The following is a 20,870-nucleotide window of genomic DNA, read 5'->3' as shown; positions in this document are numbered from 1 at the left end:
AGGCGAAACCCATGAAGCGAGATCGACTGTGGAAATCCGGCGCGCTCCTGGCGCTCGGACTTGTGGCGACGGGATGCGGTGCGCCCGCCGCAAACGGCGGCGGACAGGCGGCGACCGGCGCCAGCCGGGCCGCGGCATCGAGCCAGCCCGTGACCATCACCTTCTGGTACGGCGTCGGCACGACGCTCAGCCAGGACATTCAGCAGATGGTGCAGGCGTTCAACCAGACCCACCCCGGCATCAAGGTCGTGGCGACCTATCAAGGCAGCTACTCCGGCGGCGGCGAGGAACAGCAGAAGCTGCTCGCGGCCATCAAGGCGGGCGATCCGCCCACCATCGCACAAATTGAGGTGCACGCGATGCCGGTTTTCGCGGCGAGCGGGCAATTGCTCGACCTCACCAACCTGATGCAGTCTTCGAGCGTCGACAAGCCGTCCAACTTCCTGCCGGGCATCCTCGTCTCGACCCAGTACCAGGGCCGATACTACGCGGTGCCCTTCAACCGCAGCGTGCCCGTGCTCTACTACAACAAGACGCTCTTCGCGAAGGCGCACATCGCCTCGCCCCCCTCGAACTGGGCGCAGCTCGCGGCGGACGCGAAGAAGCTCACGAGCGGGGCCGGATCGAACAAGATCTACGGTTTCGAACCGCTCGTCGACTGGTGGCCGTGGGAATACGCGGTGGAGTCAGGCGGCGGCTCCATCCTGTCGCCCGATTTGAAGCGCGCCACCTTCGACCAGCCGCCCGCGCTCTCCATCCTCGAGACGGAGCAGTCGCTCGTGAAGCAGGGATACGCCAAGGTCGAGACGGGACCGAACTACTGGGACCTCATGACGCAGGACTTCATCAACGGCCAAGTGGCCATGGACATCGACTCCATCGGCAGCGCGGGCAAGGTGACGAAGGGCGTGGGCGACAAGTTCCAGTGGGGCACCGCGCTCCTGCCGCGCGGCAAGACGCTCGCCGTCCCGCCGGGCGGTGGCGATCTCGCCATCTTCAAGGACGCCACGCCCGCGCAACAGAAGGCCGCGTGGACGTTCATCCAGTGGTGGACCGCGCCCAAGCAGTCGGTCCAATGGTCCACCGAGACCGGTTACCTGCCCGTGCAGAAGGCGGATCTGAACGACCCCGTCTACCAGGCGTACCTCGAGAAGCACCCGCAGTACCGGACCGCCATTGAGGAGCTCCAGTACGAGCATCCGTCGCCGGCGTCCCCCGCGTACCTGGCCGTGCTGCAGCCGGTGCAACAGGCGCTGCAAGGCATCTTCGACGAGGGCAAGCCCGTCGCGGCCACGATGCATCAGGCCGCAGAGGCCGCCGATCAAAACCTCGGATGACATCCGCGCTCGAAGACAAGGAGGTCTTCGCATGATTCGAGAACTCCTGATGCGCGACGACACGCTCTTTATCGCCCACCGCGGCGCGTCCGCCGAATGCCCGGAGAACACGCTGCCCGCCTTCGTGCGGGCGGCGGAATTGGGCGCGGACATGATTGAGCTCGACGTCCGCCTGACGGGCGACGGCGGCGTCGTGGTCCTGCACGATCCGACGGTCGACCGGACGACCAACGGCAGCGGCCTGGCCGCCGACATGCGCCTCGCCGATCTGCGCAAGCTCGACGCCGGATCGTGGTTTGACGCGCGCTTTCGCGGCACACTCATCCCCACGCTCGACGAGGTGTTCGCGACCGTGCCGCACATGTGCCTGAACATCGAGCTGAAGACGAGCCCCGTCGCGCACACCCGCCAGCTCATCCGCCGCGTCCTTGGCGCCATTTACCGCCACAACGCGCGCGATCGCGTCCTCATCTCCTCCTTCGATCACGCCGCGCTGGCCGAGGTTCGCCGCTTCGACCGCGACATCGCCATCGGCGTGCTCTTCACCGGGCGCCTGCTCGAGCCCATCCAGCTCGCGGAGCGCCTCGGCGCGCAGAGCCTCCACCCCGACATCGAACATCTGGATCCCCTGTTTGTGGCCGAGGCCAAATCCCACCACCTCGCGGTGTACGCGTGGACCGCGAAGAGCGAGCTGGCCGTGAACCGGGCCTTGGCGTGCCAGGTGTCCGGCATCATCCTGGACGATCTCCGGCTGAGGCAAATCGCCACCAAGGCTGTCCCCTCGCCCACGCCGCCCTCCGCGTGATGCCAGGGGAGAGATTTGTTACAATCGGATCACCAATTCACAGAGGGAGCGATGCGCGTGAACAAAGGTCGGCTTCGGCTCAGGCTGGCCGCCGCTGTGGCGCCCGCCCTGCTTTTCATGACGGCGTGCGGCCAGGCGAACGTCTCGCCCCAACGTGCGACGGCCGGCGCGTCTCCCCAAGGCGCGGCGACGGGCGCCGCGCCATCCCCGGCCAACGAGTCCGCCTCCATCGCGGCGTCCGCCAGCCAATTCACGTGGATTGGGGAGCCCGGCGCCGGATCGGCACCCTGGGTGAGCGCGATTGAACGAGCGCGCCAGCGCGTGGATTACAACGTCTACCTACTCACCGACGAAAACGTCGCCAACGCGCTCAAGCAGGCTGCGGCGCGCGGCGTGGCGGTGCGCCTCATCCTCGACAGCCACCCCTACGACTTCCCGGACGCTGTCTCGAAGGAACTCGCGATGTTCCGCGGTTCCAAGGTGCAGGTGAAGACGTGGTCGCCCTCCGCGACGAGCTACGATCACGCCAAGTACCTGGTGGTGGACGGGCGCGTCGCCATTGTCGGCTCGGCCAACGCCACGTATTCGGCCCTCGACGGCGGCGCCAACCTCGAGGACAACGTCGAGATCGACGGCGGTACCCTCCCGGCCGATCTCGACGCGCTGTTTGAGGCGGACTGGGCGGGGCGCCCCCGGCCGAGCCTCCCGCCCGCGCTCATTGTGTCGCCGGGATCGTCCAAGGCGCTCGCCGATCAGATCCGCCAGCCCGGCCCGGTCATGATGGCCGAGGAGGAGCTGTACGACGCCCCGGACGTCATGGCGGCCATGGAGGCGAAGGGCCGCCAGCTCGAGCTCTTGCTTCCGTCCTCCATCGATAGCGAGGAGATGGCGAACGCGCGCATGCTTGCGGGCCACGGCGTGCAGGTCCGGCTCCTGTCGTCGCCTTATGTGCACGCGAAGCTGATTGCGGGCACGGAGGCCGTCTTCGTCGGCAGCGAGAACCTCTCCGCCAACTCGCTCGACGACAACCGGGAGGTCGGGATCGCCGTCACGCAGCCCCTCGTGCGCGCGCAGGCGCAGGCGTGGTTCGCCCAGTATTGGCAGAAGGCGCAGCCGTTGTCGAGCGCGTCCGGGACGTCCGGCGGCGGGGCGTCCACGGGCTCCGGCGGGGCGTATCCCTACCTGCCGCTCGGGATTTCCGAGTCGGAGGCGCGGGCGAAGTGGGGACCGCCGTCGTCCATCTCGTCCACCACGTACCACGGCAGGCCCGAGACCGTCTGGACGTATCCGAACGGCGCGCGGCTCTACTTCCAGGACGGCAAGCTGGTGCACGTCTCGCGATGACACCGGCGCACGGCGAAAAGGCCCAGGACCTCAGATGGCCCTGGGCCTCTCTCTTGCGCGTCAAGCATGTGCCGCCTGTCGATCACGTCTCGCGCTTTGCAATCTGCCGCGCCACGTGCACGCCGCACGAGGCCGCCTGGGAGATGCCGCGCGAGATGCCGGGGCCGTCCCCCGCGCAGTACAAGCCGTCGATCTTCGTCTGCAGATCCGGCCCCACCTCGGCGCGCGCGGCGTAGAACTTCGCCTCCACGCCGTAGAACAGCGTGTGATCGCTCGCGACGCCGGGCGCCACCTTGTCGAGTGCCTCCACCATCTCCATCAGCGCGACCATCGTCTTGTACGGCAGCACGAGGCCGAGATCGCCCGGCACGGCCTCCTTGAGCGTCGGCTCGACGAACCCTTCGCGGATGCGCTGCGGCGTCGAACGGCGGCCCTTGCGCAGATCGCCGTATTTCTGCAGGATGATGGACCCGTTCGACAGCTCGTTCGCGTGCCGGCAGATGCTCTTCGCGAACTCGTTCGGCTTGTCGAACGGCTCGGTGAACCGGTGGCTGACCAGAAGCGCAAAGTTCGTGTTCTGCGACCCGAGCGCCGGATCGTGATACGCATGGCCGTTGGCCGCCATGACGCCCGTGTGATTTTCAATCACCACGTGGCCGGACGGGTTTGCGCAGAACGTCCGCACCATGAGGCCCGTCGCAGGCGACTGGAACAGGAACTTGGCCTCGTACAGGTGCTCGTTCAGCTCCTGCATGACCACGTTCGACGTCTCCACGCGCACGCCGATATCCACCTGGTTGTTGGTCATCTTGAGCTTGTGCCGCCGGAACAAATCGGACAGCCATGTCGCGCCGTCCCGCCCCGGCGCGAGAAGCACGTAGCGGCTTCGAATGATCTCGCCCCCGCGCAGGATCACGCCGCCGACGCGATCGCCCTCCACCACGATGTCCTCGACGAAGGTGCGAAACCGGAGATCGATGTGTCGGCCGAGGTGCTCGAACAGCGACTGGATGAGCTCCAGGTTCTTGTCGGTGCCGATGTGGCGCACGCGCGCGCGAAGCAGCTTGAGCCCGGCGGCCATAGCCCGCCGCTCGATGGCGGCCACGGCGGGCGTGGACGGGTCGGTCACGGCGTCGGGCGCCCCGTGTCGAAGGTTGATGGCGTCCACGTACTCGATGAGCCCGAGCACCTCGCTCGCCGGCAGGTACTCCGTCAGGTAGCCACCGTATTCGGCGGTGATGTTGAACTTGCCGTCCGAAAAGCTGCCCGCGCCGCCCGCGCCGTTGATCACGCCGCACGCCGGCCAGCAGCTCGCATATGTCTTGATCTTGTTGGGCGGCGGGCACTTGTCGATCCGCCCCTCCATGATGGGGCAGTGGCGAAACCGCGCCTCCACGCCCTTGTCGATGAGGAGCACCTTCAGCTTCGGCGCCTTTTCCACCAATTCGTAGGCGGCATAGAGTCCCGCGGGCCCCGCGCCCACGATGATCACGTCGTACTGCTCTGCCATCTGGGATCCCCCTCGCCATCGCGGCCACAGGTGCACGGATGCACTCCCCGCGACCCGAACGTTCATTGTACATAAACAAGAAACGTTCGCCAAGGAACCGATGACACAACCCCACTTGACACCGAACACACGTTCGCATATCCTGAACTCAAGATGCTGGGGAGGCGAGATCACGTGAAGTGCATCTATCTGTCCGGTCCCATGACGGGGCTCCCGCACGGGAATCGCCCGGCCTTCCTGGAGGCCGCTCAGTCACTCCGCGCGCGGGGCTTTCGGGTCATCAACCCGGCCGAATATGGTTCGCCCGAAGACGATTGGTACGCCGCCATGCGCCGAGACATCCGCATGCTGATGGACGCGGACGCCGTGGTGACGCTCCCTGGGTGGGAGCGCTCGCGCGGCGCCCGACTGGAAGTGTACGTGGCATGTCAGTTGAACATGCCTGTGTACACGCTTACTGCCTGTCTTCGCGCAGCGGAAGAGGACCTGGCGAAGGCGCCCGCCATCCAGCTGTCGCTCGAGCTGTGAAGCGGAGAAGCCGGCGCGCGTTAAGCCGGTGATACGCCGTCATGGGCCTGTGGCGCGCATCAGGCCCTCCACGTCCGGGTGAAAGTAGTGCTTGCGGCAGACGGATTTGTAGAGATCGTTGCCGCCGACTTCAATCTGCTCGCCCTCGTACACCGGGCGCCCGTCTTTCACCTTGAGGATCATCGTCGCCTTGCGGTCGCAGCCGGGATGCGCGCAGATGGTCTTGATCTCTTCTATCCGGTCCGCCCACAGGATGGCCGCCTCGCTGCCCTCGAACAGGCGGTTGCGGTAGTCCTTCAGGAGGCCGTACATGATCACCGGGATGTCGAGATCGTCCGCCACGCGCGCCAACTGCCGCACGTGATAGGCGCGGAGGAACTGGACCTCGTCCACCAGCACGCAGTCGGGCATCTGCGCGCGCACGCACGCGAACAGGTCGGTGTCCTCCTCCACGACGACGGCCCGCTTGGCGATGCCCACCCTGGACGCGATGACGCCGCGCCCGTACCGGTCGTCGATGGCAGGCGTGAACAGCGCCACCTTCTTGCCCTGTTCCTCGTAGCTGTGCGCGACGGTCAACAGTTGGATGGACTTGCTGGCGTTCATCTGTCCAAAGCGAAAGTACAGCTTGGCCACGTCTATCCCTCTTTCTGGCTCCCGGGAGCGCGTGATGGCGCAGGTCACTCGTCCTCGAGCGCGTACCAGGCGTCGCGCGGAATGCCCGTCATCTCGAGCGAGGCGCTCCAAAGCTCGCGCGCTGCGGCGAGATCGCGAGAAGCCGGGGACGAAGACACGACGACGGGGTAACCCCGAGATCCGCGGTCAGGCCCGACGTACTCGCCGCCTTCGAGGTCCGGATGCGTGGCGGCGTACAGCGTGGGAAGCGCGCCCATCTCGCTCGGCTGCGCGAAGCGATTCACAATCCGAGCCAGCGGCTTGGCCCAGGCGCTCTTCAGCATGCCGTTTTCCACGAGGGACGTCGCGGCAAACCCGGGATGACAGGCGATGCTCTTCAGGGGAAGCCCGCGGCGCTTCAGGCGCCGGTCGAGCTCGTAGGCAAAGAGGAGATTCGCGAGCTTGCTCTGCGCGTAGCTCTCGAATCGCCGGTAGCGCCCGCCACCGCGCACGTACGCGAGATCCAAGTGTTTCGCCATCTGGTGCGCCATGCTGCTCACGGTCACCACGCGCGCGCCCGTCGTCCCGGCGAGAATCGGGAGCAGCTGGAGCGTGAGGGCGAAGTGGCCGAGGTGGTTGGTGCCGAACTGAAGCTCGTAGCCCTGCCGGGTCGTGCCGTACGAAGTGGCCATCACGCCCGCGTTGTTGATCAGCAGGTCGAGCGGCTTACCCTCCGCCACGAGCGCCTCCGCGAACGACCGGACGCTGTCGAGATCGGCCAGGTCCAACAGGCGCACGTCGATCTCGGCGCTTTGCACCTCCGCCAGGATGCGGGCCTTGGCGTCTTCGCCGCGCTCGCGATTGCGAACCGCGAGCGTGACCCGCGCCCTCCGCCTGGCGAGCGCACGCGCCGCCTGCCATCCGATGCCGCTGTTCGCACCCGTGATGACGGCCCACTTGCCCTTGAGATTCGGGATCTGATCCGCCGTCCATGCCACACGCATCCCCCCGCGCCAGCTGATGTCTATTCTTCATACTACTCCATCGGCGGGAATCGGGATAGACTGAAGAGCTGGGGGTGTTCCGGTGAACGACTGGCTGGAGTGGGTGTTGTGGGCGATTGTGGCGGTTTCGGCCTTGGCGGGCTTTCGGCGCGGATTTGAGCGAGAGTCGCGGAGGCTTGTGCAGACCGCGGCGTTTGTCGCCGAGGTCGTCGCTTCGTCCGCGGCCGCCTTTGCGGCAAGCCGCTCTATCCGCAACTTCGTCCTGCAGGATAGCCAGAGTGCGTCCGTGCCCAGTTGGCTAGCGCATCTCGCCGCTTTTTGGCAGCAGTCCCCGAGGCTGTGCAACTGGATTGCGTTTCTCGCCGCCTACCTCGTCGTCTCGTCCGCCATCGGGGCGCTGCTCGCGCCGCTCGGCGCCCGGTGGATCCGCCCGCGCGGACGCATGCGCGCCCTGAGCCGCGCCGGCGGGCTCGTGGTCGGCGGCGTGCTTGGCGCCTTTCGCGCCGCGGCGGTCGGCGCCTGCCTGTTTCTCGTTCTCCAGTATGTGTCTGCGCCAGCTCTCGCGCGCGCCTCCCAGGCGTCGCCCGCGTACCGCTGGCTGTCGCATCACGTCTACACGCCGTGGCTTCGCCCCATCGCGGAGCGCGAAATGCCGGTTTTGGCCAAAGGTGCGGCGCAGACCGTGGCAGCGGACATCTCCCTGTTTGTCGTGCCCACCGGCCCCGGCGAGGAGACGGGCATTCTCGTCGTGCCAAAACCTGTGGCGGAAAAGGCCCTGGCCATCACAAGCGGATTGACCTCTCCGTACGCCAAGGCGCGCGCCCTGTACGAGTGGGAGATTGACCACGTCCACTACGACTGGAAGAAATACGACGACTACGTCGACGATGGCAAATGGGACGCTCAGTCCCCGCTCACCACGCTGGAGACCGGGAAGGGCGTGTGCGCCGACTACGCGCTCCTCTATGCGGATATGGCGCACGCCGTGGGCCTGACCGTGCGCATCGACGAGGGCGTGGCGGTGACCGGCGGCGTGGAAGGGTCCCACGCATGGAACGAGGTGTGGATCCCGGACCAGCACCGGTACATCCTGGTGGACCCCACCTGGGGCTCCGCTCAGGACGCGTGGTTTGACGTGCCGCCGGCCGTCTTCGACGAGACGCACAGGCTCACGACCCGCATCACCATCTACGCGTCCACCTGAATCGGCTCGTGCTTGAGGGGCAGGCGCATGCGGATATGCGTGCCCTGAGGGCTGGACTGGACCACGCCCACCGTCCCGCCGTGCGCGATGGCGATGAGGCCGCAGAACGTGAGCCCGAGGCCGAGCCCGCCCTTTTTCGTGGAACTGTACGGGACAAAGATCCGGTCCCAGCGGTCCCGCGGGATCCCGACGCCACTGTCAATCACGTCGATGTGCAGCTCTTCGGCCTCAATTCTCACCGTCACGTCGACCTCGCGGCGGGCGCGATCGTCCGGAATGGCGTCAATGGCGTTTCTCACGAGGTTCACGATGGCGCCGAACAGCTTGTCTTCATCCACATCGAGGTACACGTGCCGATGTCCGGTCTCGTTCCGGAACGAGAGTTTCACATGGCGGGCCTGGGCCATGGACGAACATAGGCCAACGGCGTCCGACACCAGGCGCACCACGTCCCGGCGCCTCACGGTCAACATGCCGTTGCGCAAGAACGCCGTGAAGTCGCGCGCAATTCGGTTGGCGTATTCGGAGGCGGATCGCATCCGCTCGAGGATCTCGCGCGCCTTCTCTCCGAGGTTCGGCTCGAGCCTCGGCAACAGCTCCGACATCTGCCGAATGGCGGCGAGCGGCGTGCCGAGCTCGTGCACCAGCGCCTGCGTGGCCATCACGAGGTAGTCCACGCCTCTCCCGCGCTCGCGCCGGGTCAGCTCGCGCAAATATTCCACCAGCTTCTCCGACATCTCGTTCACGTGCGCGGCGAGCACGCCAATTTCGTCCGACCGCGCCACGTCGACGTGCGCCGCGAAATTCCGGTCGGCAATCTCGTCCACGGCCTCGGTGATGCGCTTGAGCGGGCGCGTGATGAGTTCGGCGCCTACGAACGACAGCACGCCGGTCAGCACGAGGAGCGCGCCGCCCAGAATGGCCATGTCGTGCAGAAGATCGCCGAGCTGAGCGGTGATGATGCGATAGTTCATCACGATCTCGACGATGTATCGGCTCCCCTGCTCCGACTCGGGGATGAACGCTTTCATCACGGTCGTGCCGTCGACGTGATCGAGAGCCGTCTGCATGTGGCCCGTGGACAAAGCGCGGTCTTTGAGCCGGACGTCGAGGTCGTGATCGGCATAGCGATAGGCGCCGTACATGACAGGCTGATTGGCGATATCGATCCAGGAGACGCCTTTGTACGAGTAGCGGATGGGCTTCTCGTCGAACGTCCTGTTCAGCACGGCGATGGACAGGATGTCGGGCTCCGTCGCCAGGATGTGGCGAATGGTGCTGTTGACGCTGACCACCTGTTCGTAGCCGGGAATGGACGTCTGGACGTAAAACGGATCGATGATGTAATCCGTCGTGCCGTCGTAGTAGTAGCCCCACTTGTCGACCTTGGACGGATCGGAGGCGGCGTTGGCGAACGGCCCAGACCAGTAGTTTTTCCCCGCAGTGCCGTACGTGGACGCCTGGGGCCTTCCGGCGAGCAGATCGCGGAAGGCGATGTACCATTTGCCCATGCCGCGCGTGGAAAGGCCAATCTCGCGCGGATCCGACGAGCGCACGCCGACGATGTCGTCCGCGGTGGGCGCGAGAAGCGTGATGCCGCTCACGCCGAGCTCTGCGGATAGCTGGCGCAACTGTTCGTTCGTCACGTCCCGCCAGTGGGGCGGCAGCTGCTTTTCAATCGCGATGGAGGCAATCCGCAGCTCGTTGCCGAGCAGATTGTCGATGTAGGCTTGCCCGGCCTCGCTCGACTCGACCTCGAGCTCAATCTGTTGCGCGAGGAGTTGCGCCTGCTTGTCCGCGCTCTTGAGCATCTGCTGCCTGGCGACGCTGTAAAACAGCGTCCCGCCGAGCGCGAGTACCACGAGCATGGCGCCGAAGAGGATGGCGATGATCTTGTAGCGCAACGAGAAGCGCACGCGGGGATGAGCGTTCACCTGCATGCTGTCCCGCCTTTACGCGTGCTTTCTCGTGCAGGTGCGAATGATGTGGGCGAGTTCCGCTGTGGCGGTGGCGACGTCATCGTTGAAGATGAGGAAATCGAACTGATCCGACAGCGACTCCTCGTATTTGAGGCGCTGCATGCGGATGCGGATGTCTTCCTCTTTGTCGCCGCGGTGGTGAAGTCTTCCTTCGAGATCGTCGAGGCACGTCGGGCGGACGTAGATCAGGATGACGCGATCGCCAAACACGCGCTTCATGTTGAGCGCGCCGTTCACGTCGATGTCCTTGATGATGATGCGGCCCTCGTTGAGGGCCCGCTCGTAGCTCAACAGGTGCGTGCCGTACAAGTTCCCGTGGATGGTCTCGTACTCGAGGAATTCGCCCCGCTCGGCCATGCGCATGAACTCTTCGCGGGACACGAAGTAGTAGGGATTGCCGTTCGTCTCACCCGGCCGCATGGGCCTCGTCGAAAACGACGGGATGAAGGTCAGGCCGAGATCGTACCGGTCCCGAAGCGCGTTGATGAGCGTGTTTTTCCCTGCCCCGGAAGGCCCGGACAGGATGAAGAGCAGGCCCTTCGTATGCGTCTCCCCCTCTGGTTCGTAGGTCATGAGATCGGACAGCTTGCACGAGAGCGCGTCGCAAATTCGTTCTAACACCCGGAGATCCACGCGGGTGATGGCGTTCTTCTTCATGGCGTAGAGCGTGTTCTTGTTGACACCGGACCGTTTCACCAGATCGGGAATTTTCCAGTTTCGCTCAGAGAGGAGCCGATCCAGGTGAAAGCGAATTTGACTCACGGGCATCCATCCCCGCAGGCAAGTTTCTAATCAGTATACTGAGTTCAGGTGCAATTGTACAGGCATCGTTGGACAACGCGGCGATAGGCGCCGCGAAGGAAGGAGCGTTGCCCCATGACGGCGCTGGCTTGGGCCGCGGCCGTAAGCCTCGCGGCGTGGATCTTCCTGCTTTTCGGGCGCGGCTTCTATTGGCGCACGGCGCTCTCCATGAACACCGCAAGGATGGCGGCCGAGGCCAGGGCGCCCCGCGCGTGGCCGGCCGTGTGGGCCGTGGTGCCCGCGCGCAACGAGGCGGACGTCTTGCCGAGGACGCTTCCGACGCTTCTCTCGCAGGCGTACCCCGGTGAGTTCCACGTCGTGCTCGTGGACGATCACAGCACAGACGGCACGGCGGAGGTGGCCGAGCGCCTTGCGTCGGAGCTTAGGCTCGCGCATCGTCTGCGCGTGGTGCGCGCGGATGCGCTTCCGCCTGGGTGGGCGGGCAAGGTGTGGGCCATGCAGAATGGTCTCAGGCACGTGCCGGACGATGCGGCGTACGTGCTGTTCACGGACGCGGACATCTCGCATTCACCGACGAGCGTCCAGGCCCTCGTGGCGCGGGCCGAGCGAGACGGGTTGGACCTCGTCTCGCTCATGGTTCGGCTCAGGGCCGAGAGCGCATGGGAAAAGCTCCTCATTCCAGCGTTCGTCTACTTCTTCGCGAAGCTGTACCCGTTCGCGTGGGTCGCTCACCCTAGGCGAAGGACCGCGGCCGCGGCGGGCGGATGCGTGCTCGTCAGGCGCCGCCTGTTGCCCACGCCCCCGGGGCTTGAGGCCATTCGCGACGCCGTGATCGACGACTGTGCGCTCGCTCGGCTCGTGGCGGATGGCGGCGGGCGCCTCTGGCTCGGGCTTGGCGACGACGTGGTGAGCGTGCGGGCGTACGGAACCCTCGGCGAAATCTGGCGGATGATTGCGCGCACCGCGTTCGTGCAGCTGCGGTTCTCCACCGTGCTCCTCTTGGGCACCGCCCTCGGCATGCTCCTCTTGTACGCCGTGCCACCCGCTGCCGCAATCGCCGGCCTCGTGGGTCTTCTGGCGGGCGCGCCGGGGAGCCTCGCCGCTTTGTGCCTTGGCGGGCTCGCGTACGCCATCCTCGCCTCGACCTTCGTGCCGATGCTCCGGTGGTACCGCCTGTCTCCGGCGCGATCCGCCCTGCTTCCCTTGGCCGGCGTCCTGTACACCCTCATGACCCTCGACTCCGCCAGGCGGTTCTGGCTCCGCACGGGCGATCACTGGAAGGGTCGGCCGTACGAAATGCGCCGCCCGTGACGGGTGTTCTGTGGCGACTGCCGCGCGGCGCCTGAGCCCCGCGCAGCAGGTAGTCGAAACCTAACGTCTCCGCCTCATCTCGACGCCTGTCCCTTTGTTTCGACATCTTTCGCTTTCCAACGCGGCCGCCGTGCGCTACACTTCGACATGCAAGGCAGATTGGCATCACTCGACATCTTGACCGGCGCGGAAGAATCGGGGCTTCGTCCCGATTCTTCCTGTGCTTTTAGGGGGCTTGTCGACAACCCGCCGATCCGCCCAATCTCTCGCCGCACAAAGGAGCGCATGCTGCGTTGAACCACGATTTTCGCCGCGCCTATCCCTACGCCCTGCTCGCCATTGGGCTCACGGTGCCCTTCTGCGCAGCCTGGGGCTTGTACGGACAGACCCAAAGCCTTCTGTGGATCCTCATCGCCGTCGCGTGCGGGCTGGAATTCTTCCCCCTCCAGCTTCCCGGCGGGCGGCAGTGGTCCACGTCCGTCTTCTGCTATGTGTGGGCGGCCGATCAATTCGGTTTCTGGGCGGCGAGCACCACCATCTTGTTCAGCGTCATCGCGGCATTCCTTCGTTCTGTCGACGGCAAGCTCACGGGCGCACACCTGAGGCGCCTTCTCATCTCGCTCGGCACGCACCAACTCGCGCTCGTCCCGGCTTACGCCGCGCTTCGCCACGCGCTCTTTCTGCCCTACTTGATTCGATCCGCCCTCGCCGCCGTCCTGTTCGAACTCGCGCGCCTCACAGCCCTCGCGTGCTTTCACGGCTCAATGCGGCGGCTCGGCGCGGCATTTGGGGCGCTTCGCGGCCTTCACCCAGCGGCACTCCTCATTCCCGCGTCGCTCGCCTCGCTTCTCTCCGCGCACGAAGCGGATTGGGCCGTCACGCTTCCCACCGCGGCGCTGTTTTTGAGCTTTCTCTGGTTATCCCGCGCCCACGCGCGGCTCGCCGACGAGTGTGAGTCGGCTCGCCAGACGTACCGGGTCATCGCCGAGAACTCGGCCGATCTCGTCCTCATCGCTGCGCCGAGCGGCGAGATCACCTTCGCGTCTCCCGGCTTCCTCGCCTCCGCCGGGCTCAGCCGCGAATCCCTCGTCGGCCGCTCCGTGTTCGATCTCGTCGCGCCCGAAGACTTCGCCCGCTTCGACGAACTCTTCACGCCGGCTGGCGCAGACGGCCAGGAGCACGATGTGGCGCTTGAGATTGACGACGTGCGCGTCAACGTGGCGCTGCGCCTGACGCTCATCCGCTCGGGCACCCATTCCCCGAGCTACATCCTCCAAGCCCGCGACCTTGCGCCGCGCCTCCGGCGTGAAGCCAGCCGCCTGCGCGATGAGCGGCTCGAAGCCGTCGGCCAGCTCGCCGCGAGCATCGCGCACGAGTTTCGCAACCCTTTGACGACCGTGATGGGTTTTGTGCAATTGTTTCGCTCGCAGTTCGACGAACTCGCGCCCGGCGCATACGAGGCCATCTGGGGCGAGCTCGAGCGGATGAAGGACGTGACCGATTCCCTCATGGTCCTCGCCAGGCCCGAGGCCTTCAAACCCATTCCGTGCGATCTCGCCGAGATGGCCCGCGCCGCCATCGGAGCGTGCGAACCGCTCGCCCTCGAACGAGGCGTCCCGGTCGATCTCGGCCCGCTGCCGCCGGCCCAGGTGCTCGGCCACCCAGGCCAATTGCGGCAAATGATGGTTCACCTCCTGCGAAACGCCATCGAGGCGGCCGCGGAAACCCGAGGACGAGTGGTTCTGTGGGTCACGTCGACGGAGGCCGAGGCCATCGTGCACATCCAGGACACGGGGCCAGGCATTCCGGACTCAGTACTCGAGCACCTCGGCGAGCCGCTGTACCACACGAAGGAAAAGGGGACGGGCCTCGGGCTGATGGTGGTGCATCGCATCGTGCAACAGCACGGCGGCCAGATCCACATTCGCCGCACCGAGGCACCCATCGGCACCGCGGTAGAAGTGCGCCTTCCGATATCCCGCAGGTGACGCGCTCGTGACGCGCCCTCTCCACGCGCTGGGCGGGGCGCCTGCCCCTTGTGTCGGACAGAACCTGGCGTGCGACCAACGCCCACCATCTTTCCAACGCATGTCTTTGACAGACAAGCCTGTCGTAGCTTATAAATGATGACGAGCTGCCCATCTGTAAGCGCTGACAGCCGGAGAGACAAACAATCGGTTGTTTACATGGGCAAGCGCCAGCCAATTCGAAGGGAGGTGCACACGGTGAACGACACGCAGAAGCCGTCCACGAAAGCGAAGCGGTGGTGGTACCTGCTCATCCTCGCACCCGTCATCGGATCGCTGTTTCCGGGCCTGTACGGATCGCTCAAGCCGGAGTTGTGGGGCATCCCGTACTTCTACTGGTACCAGATGCTCTGGATCATCATCGCGGCCATCATCACCGCATTTTTGTACAACATCCTCAAGGACGACTGAGGGTAAGGGGGTGAGCGCATGCAGATCAACTGGACTGCGTTCTCTATTTTTATTATTTTCTTTCTCTTTGTCGCCGTTCTCGGCTTTGTCGCCGCGAGATGGCGGCGCGGTGACCTGTCCCACCTGGAGGAATGGGGACTCGCCGGGCGCCGATTCGGAACGCTCATCACGTGGTTCCTCGTGGGTGGAGATCTGTACACCGCCTATACCTTCATCGCCGTGCCGGGACTCATGTATGGAAAAGGCGCGCTCGGCTTTTACGCCGTGCCGTACACCACGGTCGTCTATCCCATCTTCCTGTTGATTCTGCCGAGATTCTGGTCCGTCGCGAGATCGAAAGGCTACGTCACCGCCTCCGACTTCGTGCAGGGGCGCTACGGGGATCGCCTGCTGTCCTTCGCCGTGGCGCTGACAGGTATCGTGGCGACCATTCCGTACATCGCCCTGCAGCTCACGGGCATGCAGGCCGTCATCACGGCCATGGGCATCCCAGGCAGCTGGCCGCTCATCATCGCGTTCATCATTCTGGCTCTGTTCGCCTACACGAGCGGCCTGCGCGCGCCGGCGATGATCGCGATCGTCAAAGACCTGATGATCTACATCACCATCATCGTGGCCGTCATCCTCATCCCCATCAAGCTCGGCGGGTTCGGGCCTATCTTCCACGCGTCCGCCGCGGCGCTCGCGAAGCACCATCCGCCGGGTTCCATCGCGCTGTCGCCGAAGCTGTACGCGACGTACGGGACGCTCGCACTGGGTTCCGCGCTCGCGCTGTTCCTCTACCCGCACGCGGTCACGGGCGTGTTCAGCGCCTCCAGCCGCCGCGTGGTGAAGCGGAACATGGCGCTCCTGCCGGCCTACTCGTTCGCGCTCGGCATCATCGCGCTGCTCGGTTACATGGCGCTCGCCGCAGGCGTTCACACGAAATCGACGAGCGAGGCCGTTCCGCTCCTGTTCCTGAAGGAGTTCCCGACCTGGTTCGCAGGGTTTGGCTTCGCCGCCATCGGCATCGGCGCGCTGGTTCCTGCGGCCATCATGTCCATCGCATCGGCCAACCTGTTCACGCGCAACATCTACAAGGCGTTCTTCGTGCCAAATGCCTCGCATGAGAACGAGGCGCGCGTGGCGAAGATCGTGTCGCTCATCATCATCCTGCTGGCGCTCGTCTTCATCCTCGGATTTCCGCAGCAGTACGCCATCAGCATGCAGCAGGTGGGCGGCATCCTCATCCTGCAGACGCTGCCGACGGTCGTGTTCGGCCTGTTCACGCGCTGGTTCCACCGCCGCGGGCTGTTCCTCGGCTGGCTGGTGGGTATCGTGCTCGGCGTCCTCATGTGGGCGAGCACCGGCTACCAGTCCACGAGCTACACCGTGGGCGGCGTGACCGCGTACGCCGGCATCTGGGCGCTCATTGTCAATATCGTCATTGCGGTCGTCTTCAGCGCCATCTTCCGGGCCATGGGCCTGTCGAACGGCGAAGACGAGACGAGCCCGTCCGACTACCGCGTGGACGTGGAGGCGTCCGCCTGAAGGTGGCCACAACCCATCGCGCAAAAACGGGGCCCCACCCGCGGGCCCCGTTTCGTTTTGCACACGCCAGATTCTCATGCGCGGCGCGCCGAGGTGCAGGGGTACAAGGTTCGGGCGAGAACCTCGCCCAGTGCAACGTTCATCGCAATACTCAGGCAGACGGCCATGGTGTACGCCGTGGCAAACGGGAGCCCCGCGACGTGCACGCTGAGCCAGGTGAATCCGCGGTTCAGCGCGTTGGTGTCGAGAAACACATAGCTTCGCACGGCCCAGCGCCTGTGCGCGTCAGGGCGGCGCTTTCGTGCCATCCAGTACACCCAAAACGCCGCCACGAGCCAGTACACGTTCAGCAAATTGAAGGCGACGGTGACCACCTCGCCGCCCGTCGCCTCCGGCGCGAGATAACCGCTCGTCCCGTCGACGCCGAGGACGCCCGCGAGGTACAGATAGCCCACGGCGCGATGCAGCACCGGGTGCGCGCGGGCCCGCGTCCAGCCGAAATTCAGCGCGCCCGCCAGGATGGCGACGAGTGCGCTCGCGACGTGAACGTGAAGGGCGACGAGCCACGCCCCGTGCGACAGATGGCGATGAAGGCTCGTCTTGTGCGCGAGGAACGACACATCCCCCGGATCCGCGATGAAGCTCGCGTAGGCCATGTACACGACGTAAAGCGCGGCCGCCAAGAAGACGGCTCCGCCAACCCACCCGAGCCTCTTCCTCGTTCGAGACGACGCCACAGAAACCCCTCCATCGGCCAAGGTCCGCCGTATCCTTCTCGGCCGATGGCTTGAATCCCTGCTCACGGGTAGATGTGGAGCCCCCGTGCGTCGGGAATGCCACACTTTCGATAAAAGTACGTGTTGATCACGTCCCGCCACTCGACGGCGCGCTGCATCTGATCCTCGAGCCGCGCGAGGACGCGCTCGAAGCGGACGGGATCGATCCGCCCCTGAAGCCGCCGCCACGCCTCGATCATCCAGGCCACCGCCTCGACGCCGTCGAAGTGCGCGTCGTAGATGTGCTGAATGACCGTCTTCCCGGAGTGGAGCACGTGCGTGTACGGCACATGATGGAAGAAGAGGAGAAGCTCGTCGGGGCACGTCTCCAGGTGCTCGTACAGGCTTCGCATCGGCTCGTGGTACTGGCCGGTGTAGCCCGTGCCCGTGGCCATCGTCCGATCCACGCCGACACCTCGCCAATCCGCGTAGTGGTACGTGCCCCATTTTGAGTACTCGTAGCCCTCCGGATTGGGCCCGTCGTGGTGGCCGGGGTTCACCATCCAGCCCACGCCGAGCGGCGCGGTGTACGCCTCGTACGCCGGCCAGGAGGCCATGAGGATGCCCACCACCGTGCGGACGACATCCGGATCGTCGCCGTACGTGAGCCGCGCCCACTCCCGCGCGATCCCGGCGGGATCGAGCGACGGATCCCAAGCGAGTCGGCCGAACGCGTACAGGTTCGCCTGCGCCAGCGAGTGCCCCGTCCAGTTGACATCGTCGCCCACGTTCGCGACGCCCGCCACGCCGCCGTGCGGCCGCCCGAACAACCTGCCGCTCGCGATCTCGGCCACCGTCGATCCCGGCCCGCGCGCGTGCGTGTCGAAGTCGAGCACCTCTTTCCACATCGGCGCGAGATAGCACACGTGGCGCTGCTGGCCGGTGTACTCCTGCGTGATCTGGAACTCGAGCATCACGTTCGTCGCAGAAAGCCCGCCGAAGAGCGGCGAGACCGGCTCGCGCACCTGAAAGTCCATCGGCCCGTTCTTGATCTGAATCAGGACGTTGTCCAGGAAGCGGCCGTCGAGCGGCACGAAGTGATCGTACGCCGCCCGGGCGCGGTCGGCGCGCCGGTCCCGCCAGTCCATGAGGCAGTTGTACACGAAGGCCCGCCAGATGACCACGCCGCCGTGAGGCGCCAGCGCTCGGGCGAGCATGTTCGCGCCGTCGGCATGATCGCGCCCGTAGGTGAAGGGACCGGGCCGGAACTCGGAGTCCGCTTTCACGAGGAAGCCGCCGAAGTCCGGGATGTGCCGGTAGATGCGATCCGCCGTCGCGCGCCACCAGTCCTCAACGCGCGGATCGAGCGGATCCGCGGTCGGCAGGTCGCCGAGATCGACGGGGCTCGCGAAGTTGATGCTGAGGAACACCCGGATGCCGTACGGGCGAAACACGTCGGCCAGCCGCGCGACGCCCGGCAGATGCGCCTCGGTGAGGAAGCGCGTCTCGGTCTCGTGCACGTTGACGTTGTTGATGGCGATGGCGTTCACGCCGACAGACGCCAAAAGCCGCGCGTAATCCCGTACGCGCCCCTCGTCAAAATCGATTTGACCACCGCGGTAAAACAGCGATTTCCCCGCGTACCCGCGCTCAATCGTGCCGTCGGCGTTGTCCCAGTGATCCAGCATCCGCCAGGCGTTCTTGGGTGAGGAGACGCAAGGCTCGTGGAGCGGTTCGCCGAGCCGCAGGCGGCGGATGAGGTGGAACACGCCGTACAGCACACCGGCGGGCGTCCGCGAGACGACTGCGACGCCTTGCCCATCCACCGGCAAGATGGCGTAGGCCTCGTCCGAAGGCGCGCCGGCGAGCGCAGCCTGCGCGGCCTCGCGAAGCCCGCGTGGCATCGCCGACAATAGCCCCATGGCGACGCAAGGCACACTCGGCGCACCGCCCGGGTCTCTCGCCAAGCGCGCCGGGCTTTCCCCGCACGCCGCGCGGACCGCGCGCCCCCACTCCGCCGCCGCGGTGCAAAGGAGCGGATCATCCGCCGGGCCGTACACCGCCATCCGCCGCGCCGCTTCCGGCACGGCGCGGGGCAGCGGGCTCTCCTGCAACCAAGCGCGGTAGTCGAGATCGCCCTCAGGGATGTTCGTCAAGGCGCTTCACCTCACACGTAGCCGTTGGCGAGAAAACCGCCATCGGCGATGAGAATGGTGCCCGTGACGTAGTCGGAATCGCTTGAGGCGAGAAACACCGCGGGGCCCGCGATGTCGTCGGGTTGGCCCATACGGCCGGCCGGGATGCGCGCGACGAGCTTCTCCGGCTTGTGAATGCCGCGCCGGATGTAATCGCGCACAATCTCCGTCATGATGAAGCCCGGACTGATGGCGTTCACCTGGATGTTGTGCTTCGCCCACTCCACCGCGAGCGCCTGCGTGAGCTGGCGCACGCCGCCCTTGCTCGCCGCATACGTCGCCCGCTCCGGGATGCCCGCGTGCGCGACGACAGACGTGATGTTGATGATTTTTCCGCCCTGCCCGCGCGCAATCATGCCGCGCCCCACCGCCTGGCAGAACAAAAACGTGCCGTCGAGGTTGATGTTCAAGCACGCCTTCCATCGATCGAAGGAGAGATCCGTGGACGGGGCCGCCACGGAGATGCCCGCCGCGTTGACCAGAATGTCGATCCGGCCAAATCGCTCCTCGGCCGCCGCGACCGCGCGCTCGACGTCCGCCGGATTCGACACGTCGCACACGACCGGCAACGCGGCGCGCCCCGTTTGCGACGCAATCCACTGCGCCTGCGCCTCGAGCTCAGCCTCCGTCCGGCTCACAAGGCAGACGTCCGCACCCTCCTGCGCGAATCGGCGCGCAATCGCGGCTCCGATGCCCCGCCCGCCGCCGGTGACGAGCGCCACCTTATCTTGTAACCGCATGCTCAGGACCTCCTCACGCGCCGGTCAGGGGCCAAAGAACGCCGGATGCCGGGCTTTGATCCCTGGCAGATCCTCCATCAGCTTCGCCAGGTGATGATGCATCGCCTCCGCGGACCGGTCGGCATTGCCCGAAAGCACGGCCTCGGCGACGCGCTCGTGCTCCCCGACGAGCCGCTTCATCCGCTCGGGCTCGAACAGCGACAACATCCGCACCCGGTTGAGATGCCCACGCATCTGCGCCACGATGGCCGTGAGCGTCTCATTGTCGAAGTGCTGCAGAAAAATCTGGTGAAACGCATCGTCCGCGTGCATAAATTGAAGCGCGTCCCCCGCTTCGGCCGCCTCCCGCTGATCTTGGAGCGATCTCGCCATCTCCCTCTCCAGCCGGGCGCGGACCGACGCATCCTGCGCGACGTCCTCCGCGACGCGGCGGATGACCGAAAGCTCCAGGCTCTCCCGGACGAATCGGGTCTCTTCCACCTGCCGCTCCGAAATCAAAGCCACCTTCATGCCCCGCTGGGGCAGCACCTCAATGAGCCGCTCCATCGCAAGCGCGCGCACCGCTTCGCGCACCGGCGTGCGGCTCATGTTCAACATGCGCGTGAAGTCCGACTCGTACACCGTCTGCCCCGGATGCAGCCGAAGCGACAAGATCTCCTCGCGGATGACCTCGTACGCCTGTTCTCCGAGCGTCTTTTTGGCCACACCGTAGGTCACACCCGCGATCACGTCTCCACCTCCTCGCAGTCCCACGTCGATGGTATTTTACCGTATACTTGTATACCCAAGCAACGCCGTATTCATCTACCCATTGCGCGCCGCCGACTCAGAAGCCAGCGGCGCCTCCGAGGT

At 65.8% G+C, this 20,870-nt stretch carries 18 protein-coding genes; 9 read left to right on the top strand and 9 right to left on the bottom strand.

Features of this window, described 5'->3' with window-relative positions; translation table 11 throughout:
- Positions 1-11: 11 nt before the first annotated feature.
- Genes AACI_RS00400 through AACI_RS00390 form a run of 3 tightly spaced genes read left to right on the top strand, consistent with a single transcriptional unit; the run spans position 12 to position 3,486 of the window.
- Positions 12-1,337, top strand: coding sequence for an ABC transporter substrate-binding protein (locus AACI_RS00400; RefSeq protein WP_012809532.1), 1,326 nt, complete (start codon positions 12-14; stop codon positions 1,335-1,337).
- A 31-nt stretch (positions 1,338-1,368) separates the two neighbouring features.
- Positions 1,369-2,142 (top strand): glycerophosphodiester phosphodiesterase, encoded by a 774-nt coding sequence (locus tag AACI_RS00395; protein ID WP_012809531.1) that lies wholly within the window; start codon positions 1,369-1,371, stop codon positions 2,140-2,142.
- Positions 2,143-2,193: 51 nt separating this feature from the next.
- Positions 2,194-3,486: a phospholipase D-like domain-containing protein gene (locus AACI_RS00390; protein WP_012809530.1), complete on the top strand. Its 1,293-nt coding sequence runs from the start codon at positions 2,194-2,196 to the stop codon at positions 3,484-3,486.
- Positions 3,487-3,568: 82 nt separating this feature from the next.
- On the opposite strand, the gene AACI_RS00385 is transcribed toward AACI_RS00390, so the two are convergent.
- On the bottom strand, positions 3,569-4,996 hold the full coding sequence (locus AACI_RS00385) for an NAD(P)/FAD-dependent oxidoreductase (RefSeq protein WP_012809529.1): 1,428 nt from the start codon (positions 4,994-4,996) through the stop codon (positions 3,569-3,571).
- A 174-nt stretch (positions 4,997-5,170) separates the two neighbouring features.
- On the opposite strand from AACI_RS00385, the gene AACI_RS00380 reads away from it, so the two are divergent.
- A complete protein-coding gene (locus AACI_RS00380; protein WP_012809528.1) occupies positions 5,171-5,524 on the top strand; it encodes a DUF4406 domain-containing protein in 354 nt (117 codons plus the stop codon).
- Positions 5,525-5,563: 39 nt separating this feature from the next.
- On the opposite strand, the gene AACI_RS00375 is transcribed toward AACI_RS00380, so the two are convergent.
- Together AACI_RS00375 and AACI_RS00370 are read right to left on the bottom strand one after the other, a co-directional pair.
- Positions 5,564-6,160: a thymidine kinase gene (locus AACI_RS00375; RefSeq protein ID WP_012809527.1), complete on the bottom strand. Its 597-nt coding sequence runs from the start codon at positions 6,158-6,160 to the stop codon at positions 5,564-5,566.
- Between the two features lie 44 nt (positions 6,161-6,204).
- Positions 6,205-7,143, bottom strand: coding sequence for an oxidoreductase (locus tag AACI_RS00370; RefSeq protein WP_245530645.1), 939 nt, complete (start codon positions 7,141-7,143; stop codon positions 6,205-6,207).
- 82 nt (positions 7,144-7,225) lie between these two features.
- Between AACI_RS00370 and AACI_RS00365 the strand changes: the two genes are divergently transcribed.
- On the top strand, positions 7,226-8,347 hold the full coding sequence (locus AACI_RS00365; RefSeq protein WP_012809525.1) for a transglutaminase domain-containing protein: 1,122 nt from the start codon (positions 7,226-7,228) through the stop codon (positions 8,345-8,347).
- Here the strand turns inward: AACI_RS00365 and AACI_RS00360 are convergent.
- Together AACI_RS00360 and gmk are read right to left on the bottom strand one after the other, a co-directional pair.
- Positions 8,332-10,287, bottom strand: a complete 1,956-nt coding sequence (locus tag AACI_RS00360; RefSeq protein WP_012809524.1) for a sensor histidine kinase — start codon at positions 10,285-10,287, stop codon at positions 8,332-8,334. The genes AACI_RS00365 and AACI_RS00360 overlap by 16 nt on opposite strands.
- A gap of 12 nt (positions 10,288-10,299) precedes the next feature.
- A complete protein-coding gene (gene gmk / locus AACI_RS00355; RefSeq protein WP_174260431.1) occupies positions 10,300-11,094 on the bottom strand; it encodes a guanylate kinase in 795 nt (264 codons plus the stop codon).
- Between the two features lie 108 nt (positions 11,095-11,202).
- Between gmk and AACI_RS00350 the strand changes: the two genes are divergently transcribed.
- The 4 genes from AACI_RS00350 (at position 11,203) to mctP (ending at position 16,367) form a co-directional block, all read left to right on the top strand.
- A complete protein-coding gene (locus AACI_RS00350) occupies positions 11,203-12,399 on the top strand; it encodes a glycosyltransferase (protein ID WP_012809523.1) in 1,197 nt (398 codons plus the stop codon).
- Positions 12,400-12,692: 293 nt separating this feature from the next.
- Positions 12,693-14,387: a two-component system sensor histidine kinase NtrB gene (locus tag AACI_RS00345; RefSeq protein ID WP_012809522.1), complete on the top strand. Its 1,695-nt coding sequence runs from the start codon at positions 12,693-12,695 to the stop codon at positions 14,385-14,387.
- 237 nt (positions 14,388-14,624) lie between these two features.
- The gene (locus AACI_RS00340; RefSeq protein WP_008337877.1) at positions 14,625-14,837 is read left to right on the top strand and encodes a DUF3311 domain-containing protein; all 213 of its coding nucleotides are present in this window, start codon (positions 14,625-14,627) and stop codon (positions 14,835-14,837) included.
- Between the two features lie 18 nt (positions 14,838-14,855).
- Entirely contained in the window at positions 14,856-16,367 is a 1,512-nt protein-coding gene (gene mctP, locus AACI_RS00335; protein WP_012809521.1) for a monocarboxylate uptake permease MctP, read from the top strand.
- Positions 16,368-16,441: 74 nt separating this feature from the next.
- Here mctP and AACI_RS00330 read toward each other — a convergent pair whose 3' ends face one another.
- The 4 genes from AACI_RS00330 to AACI_RS00315 all read right to left on the bottom strand — a co-directional run bounded on the left by AACI_RS00330 (position 16,442) and on the right by AACI_RS00315 (position 20,747).
- On the bottom strand, positions 16,442-17,104 hold the full coding sequence (locus tag AACI_RS00330; protein ID WP_012809520.1) for a DUF2306 domain-containing protein: 663 nt from the start codon (positions 17,102-17,104) through the stop codon (positions 16,442-16,444).
- Positions 17,105-17,166: 62 nt separating this feature from the next.
- Positions 17,167-19,239 (bottom strand): alpha-glucuronidase, encoded by a 2,073-nt coding sequence (locus AACI_RS00325; RefSeq protein ID WP_012809519.1) that lies wholly within the window; start codon positions 19,237-19,239, stop codon positions 17,167-17,169.
- An 11-nt stretch (positions 19,240-19,250) separates the two neighbouring features.
- Positions 19,251-20,018, bottom strand: a complete 768-nt coding sequence (locus AACI_RS00320; RefSeq protein ID WP_012809518.1) for an SDR family NAD(P)-dependent oxidoreductase — start codon at positions 20,016-20,018, stop codon at positions 19,251-19,253.
- Positions 20,019-20,042: 24 nt separating this feature from the next.
- A complete protein-coding gene (locus tag AACI_RS00315) occupies positions 20,043-20,747 on the bottom strand; it encodes a GntR family transcriptional regulator (protein ID WP_012809517.1) in 705 nt (234 codons plus the stop codon).
- Positions 20,748-20,870: the final 123 nt, after the last annotated feature.

It is taken from the genome of Alicyclobacillus acidocaldarius subsp. acidocaldarius DSM 446, assembly GCF_000024285.1.
GTDB lineage: Bacteria > Bacillota > Bacilli > Alicyclobacillales > Alicyclobacillaceae > Alicyclobacillus > Alicyclobacillus acidocaldarius.
The sequence above is the reverse complement of the archived record's forward strand: the minus strand, read 5'-3'. Positions and strand labels throughout refer to the sequence as shown.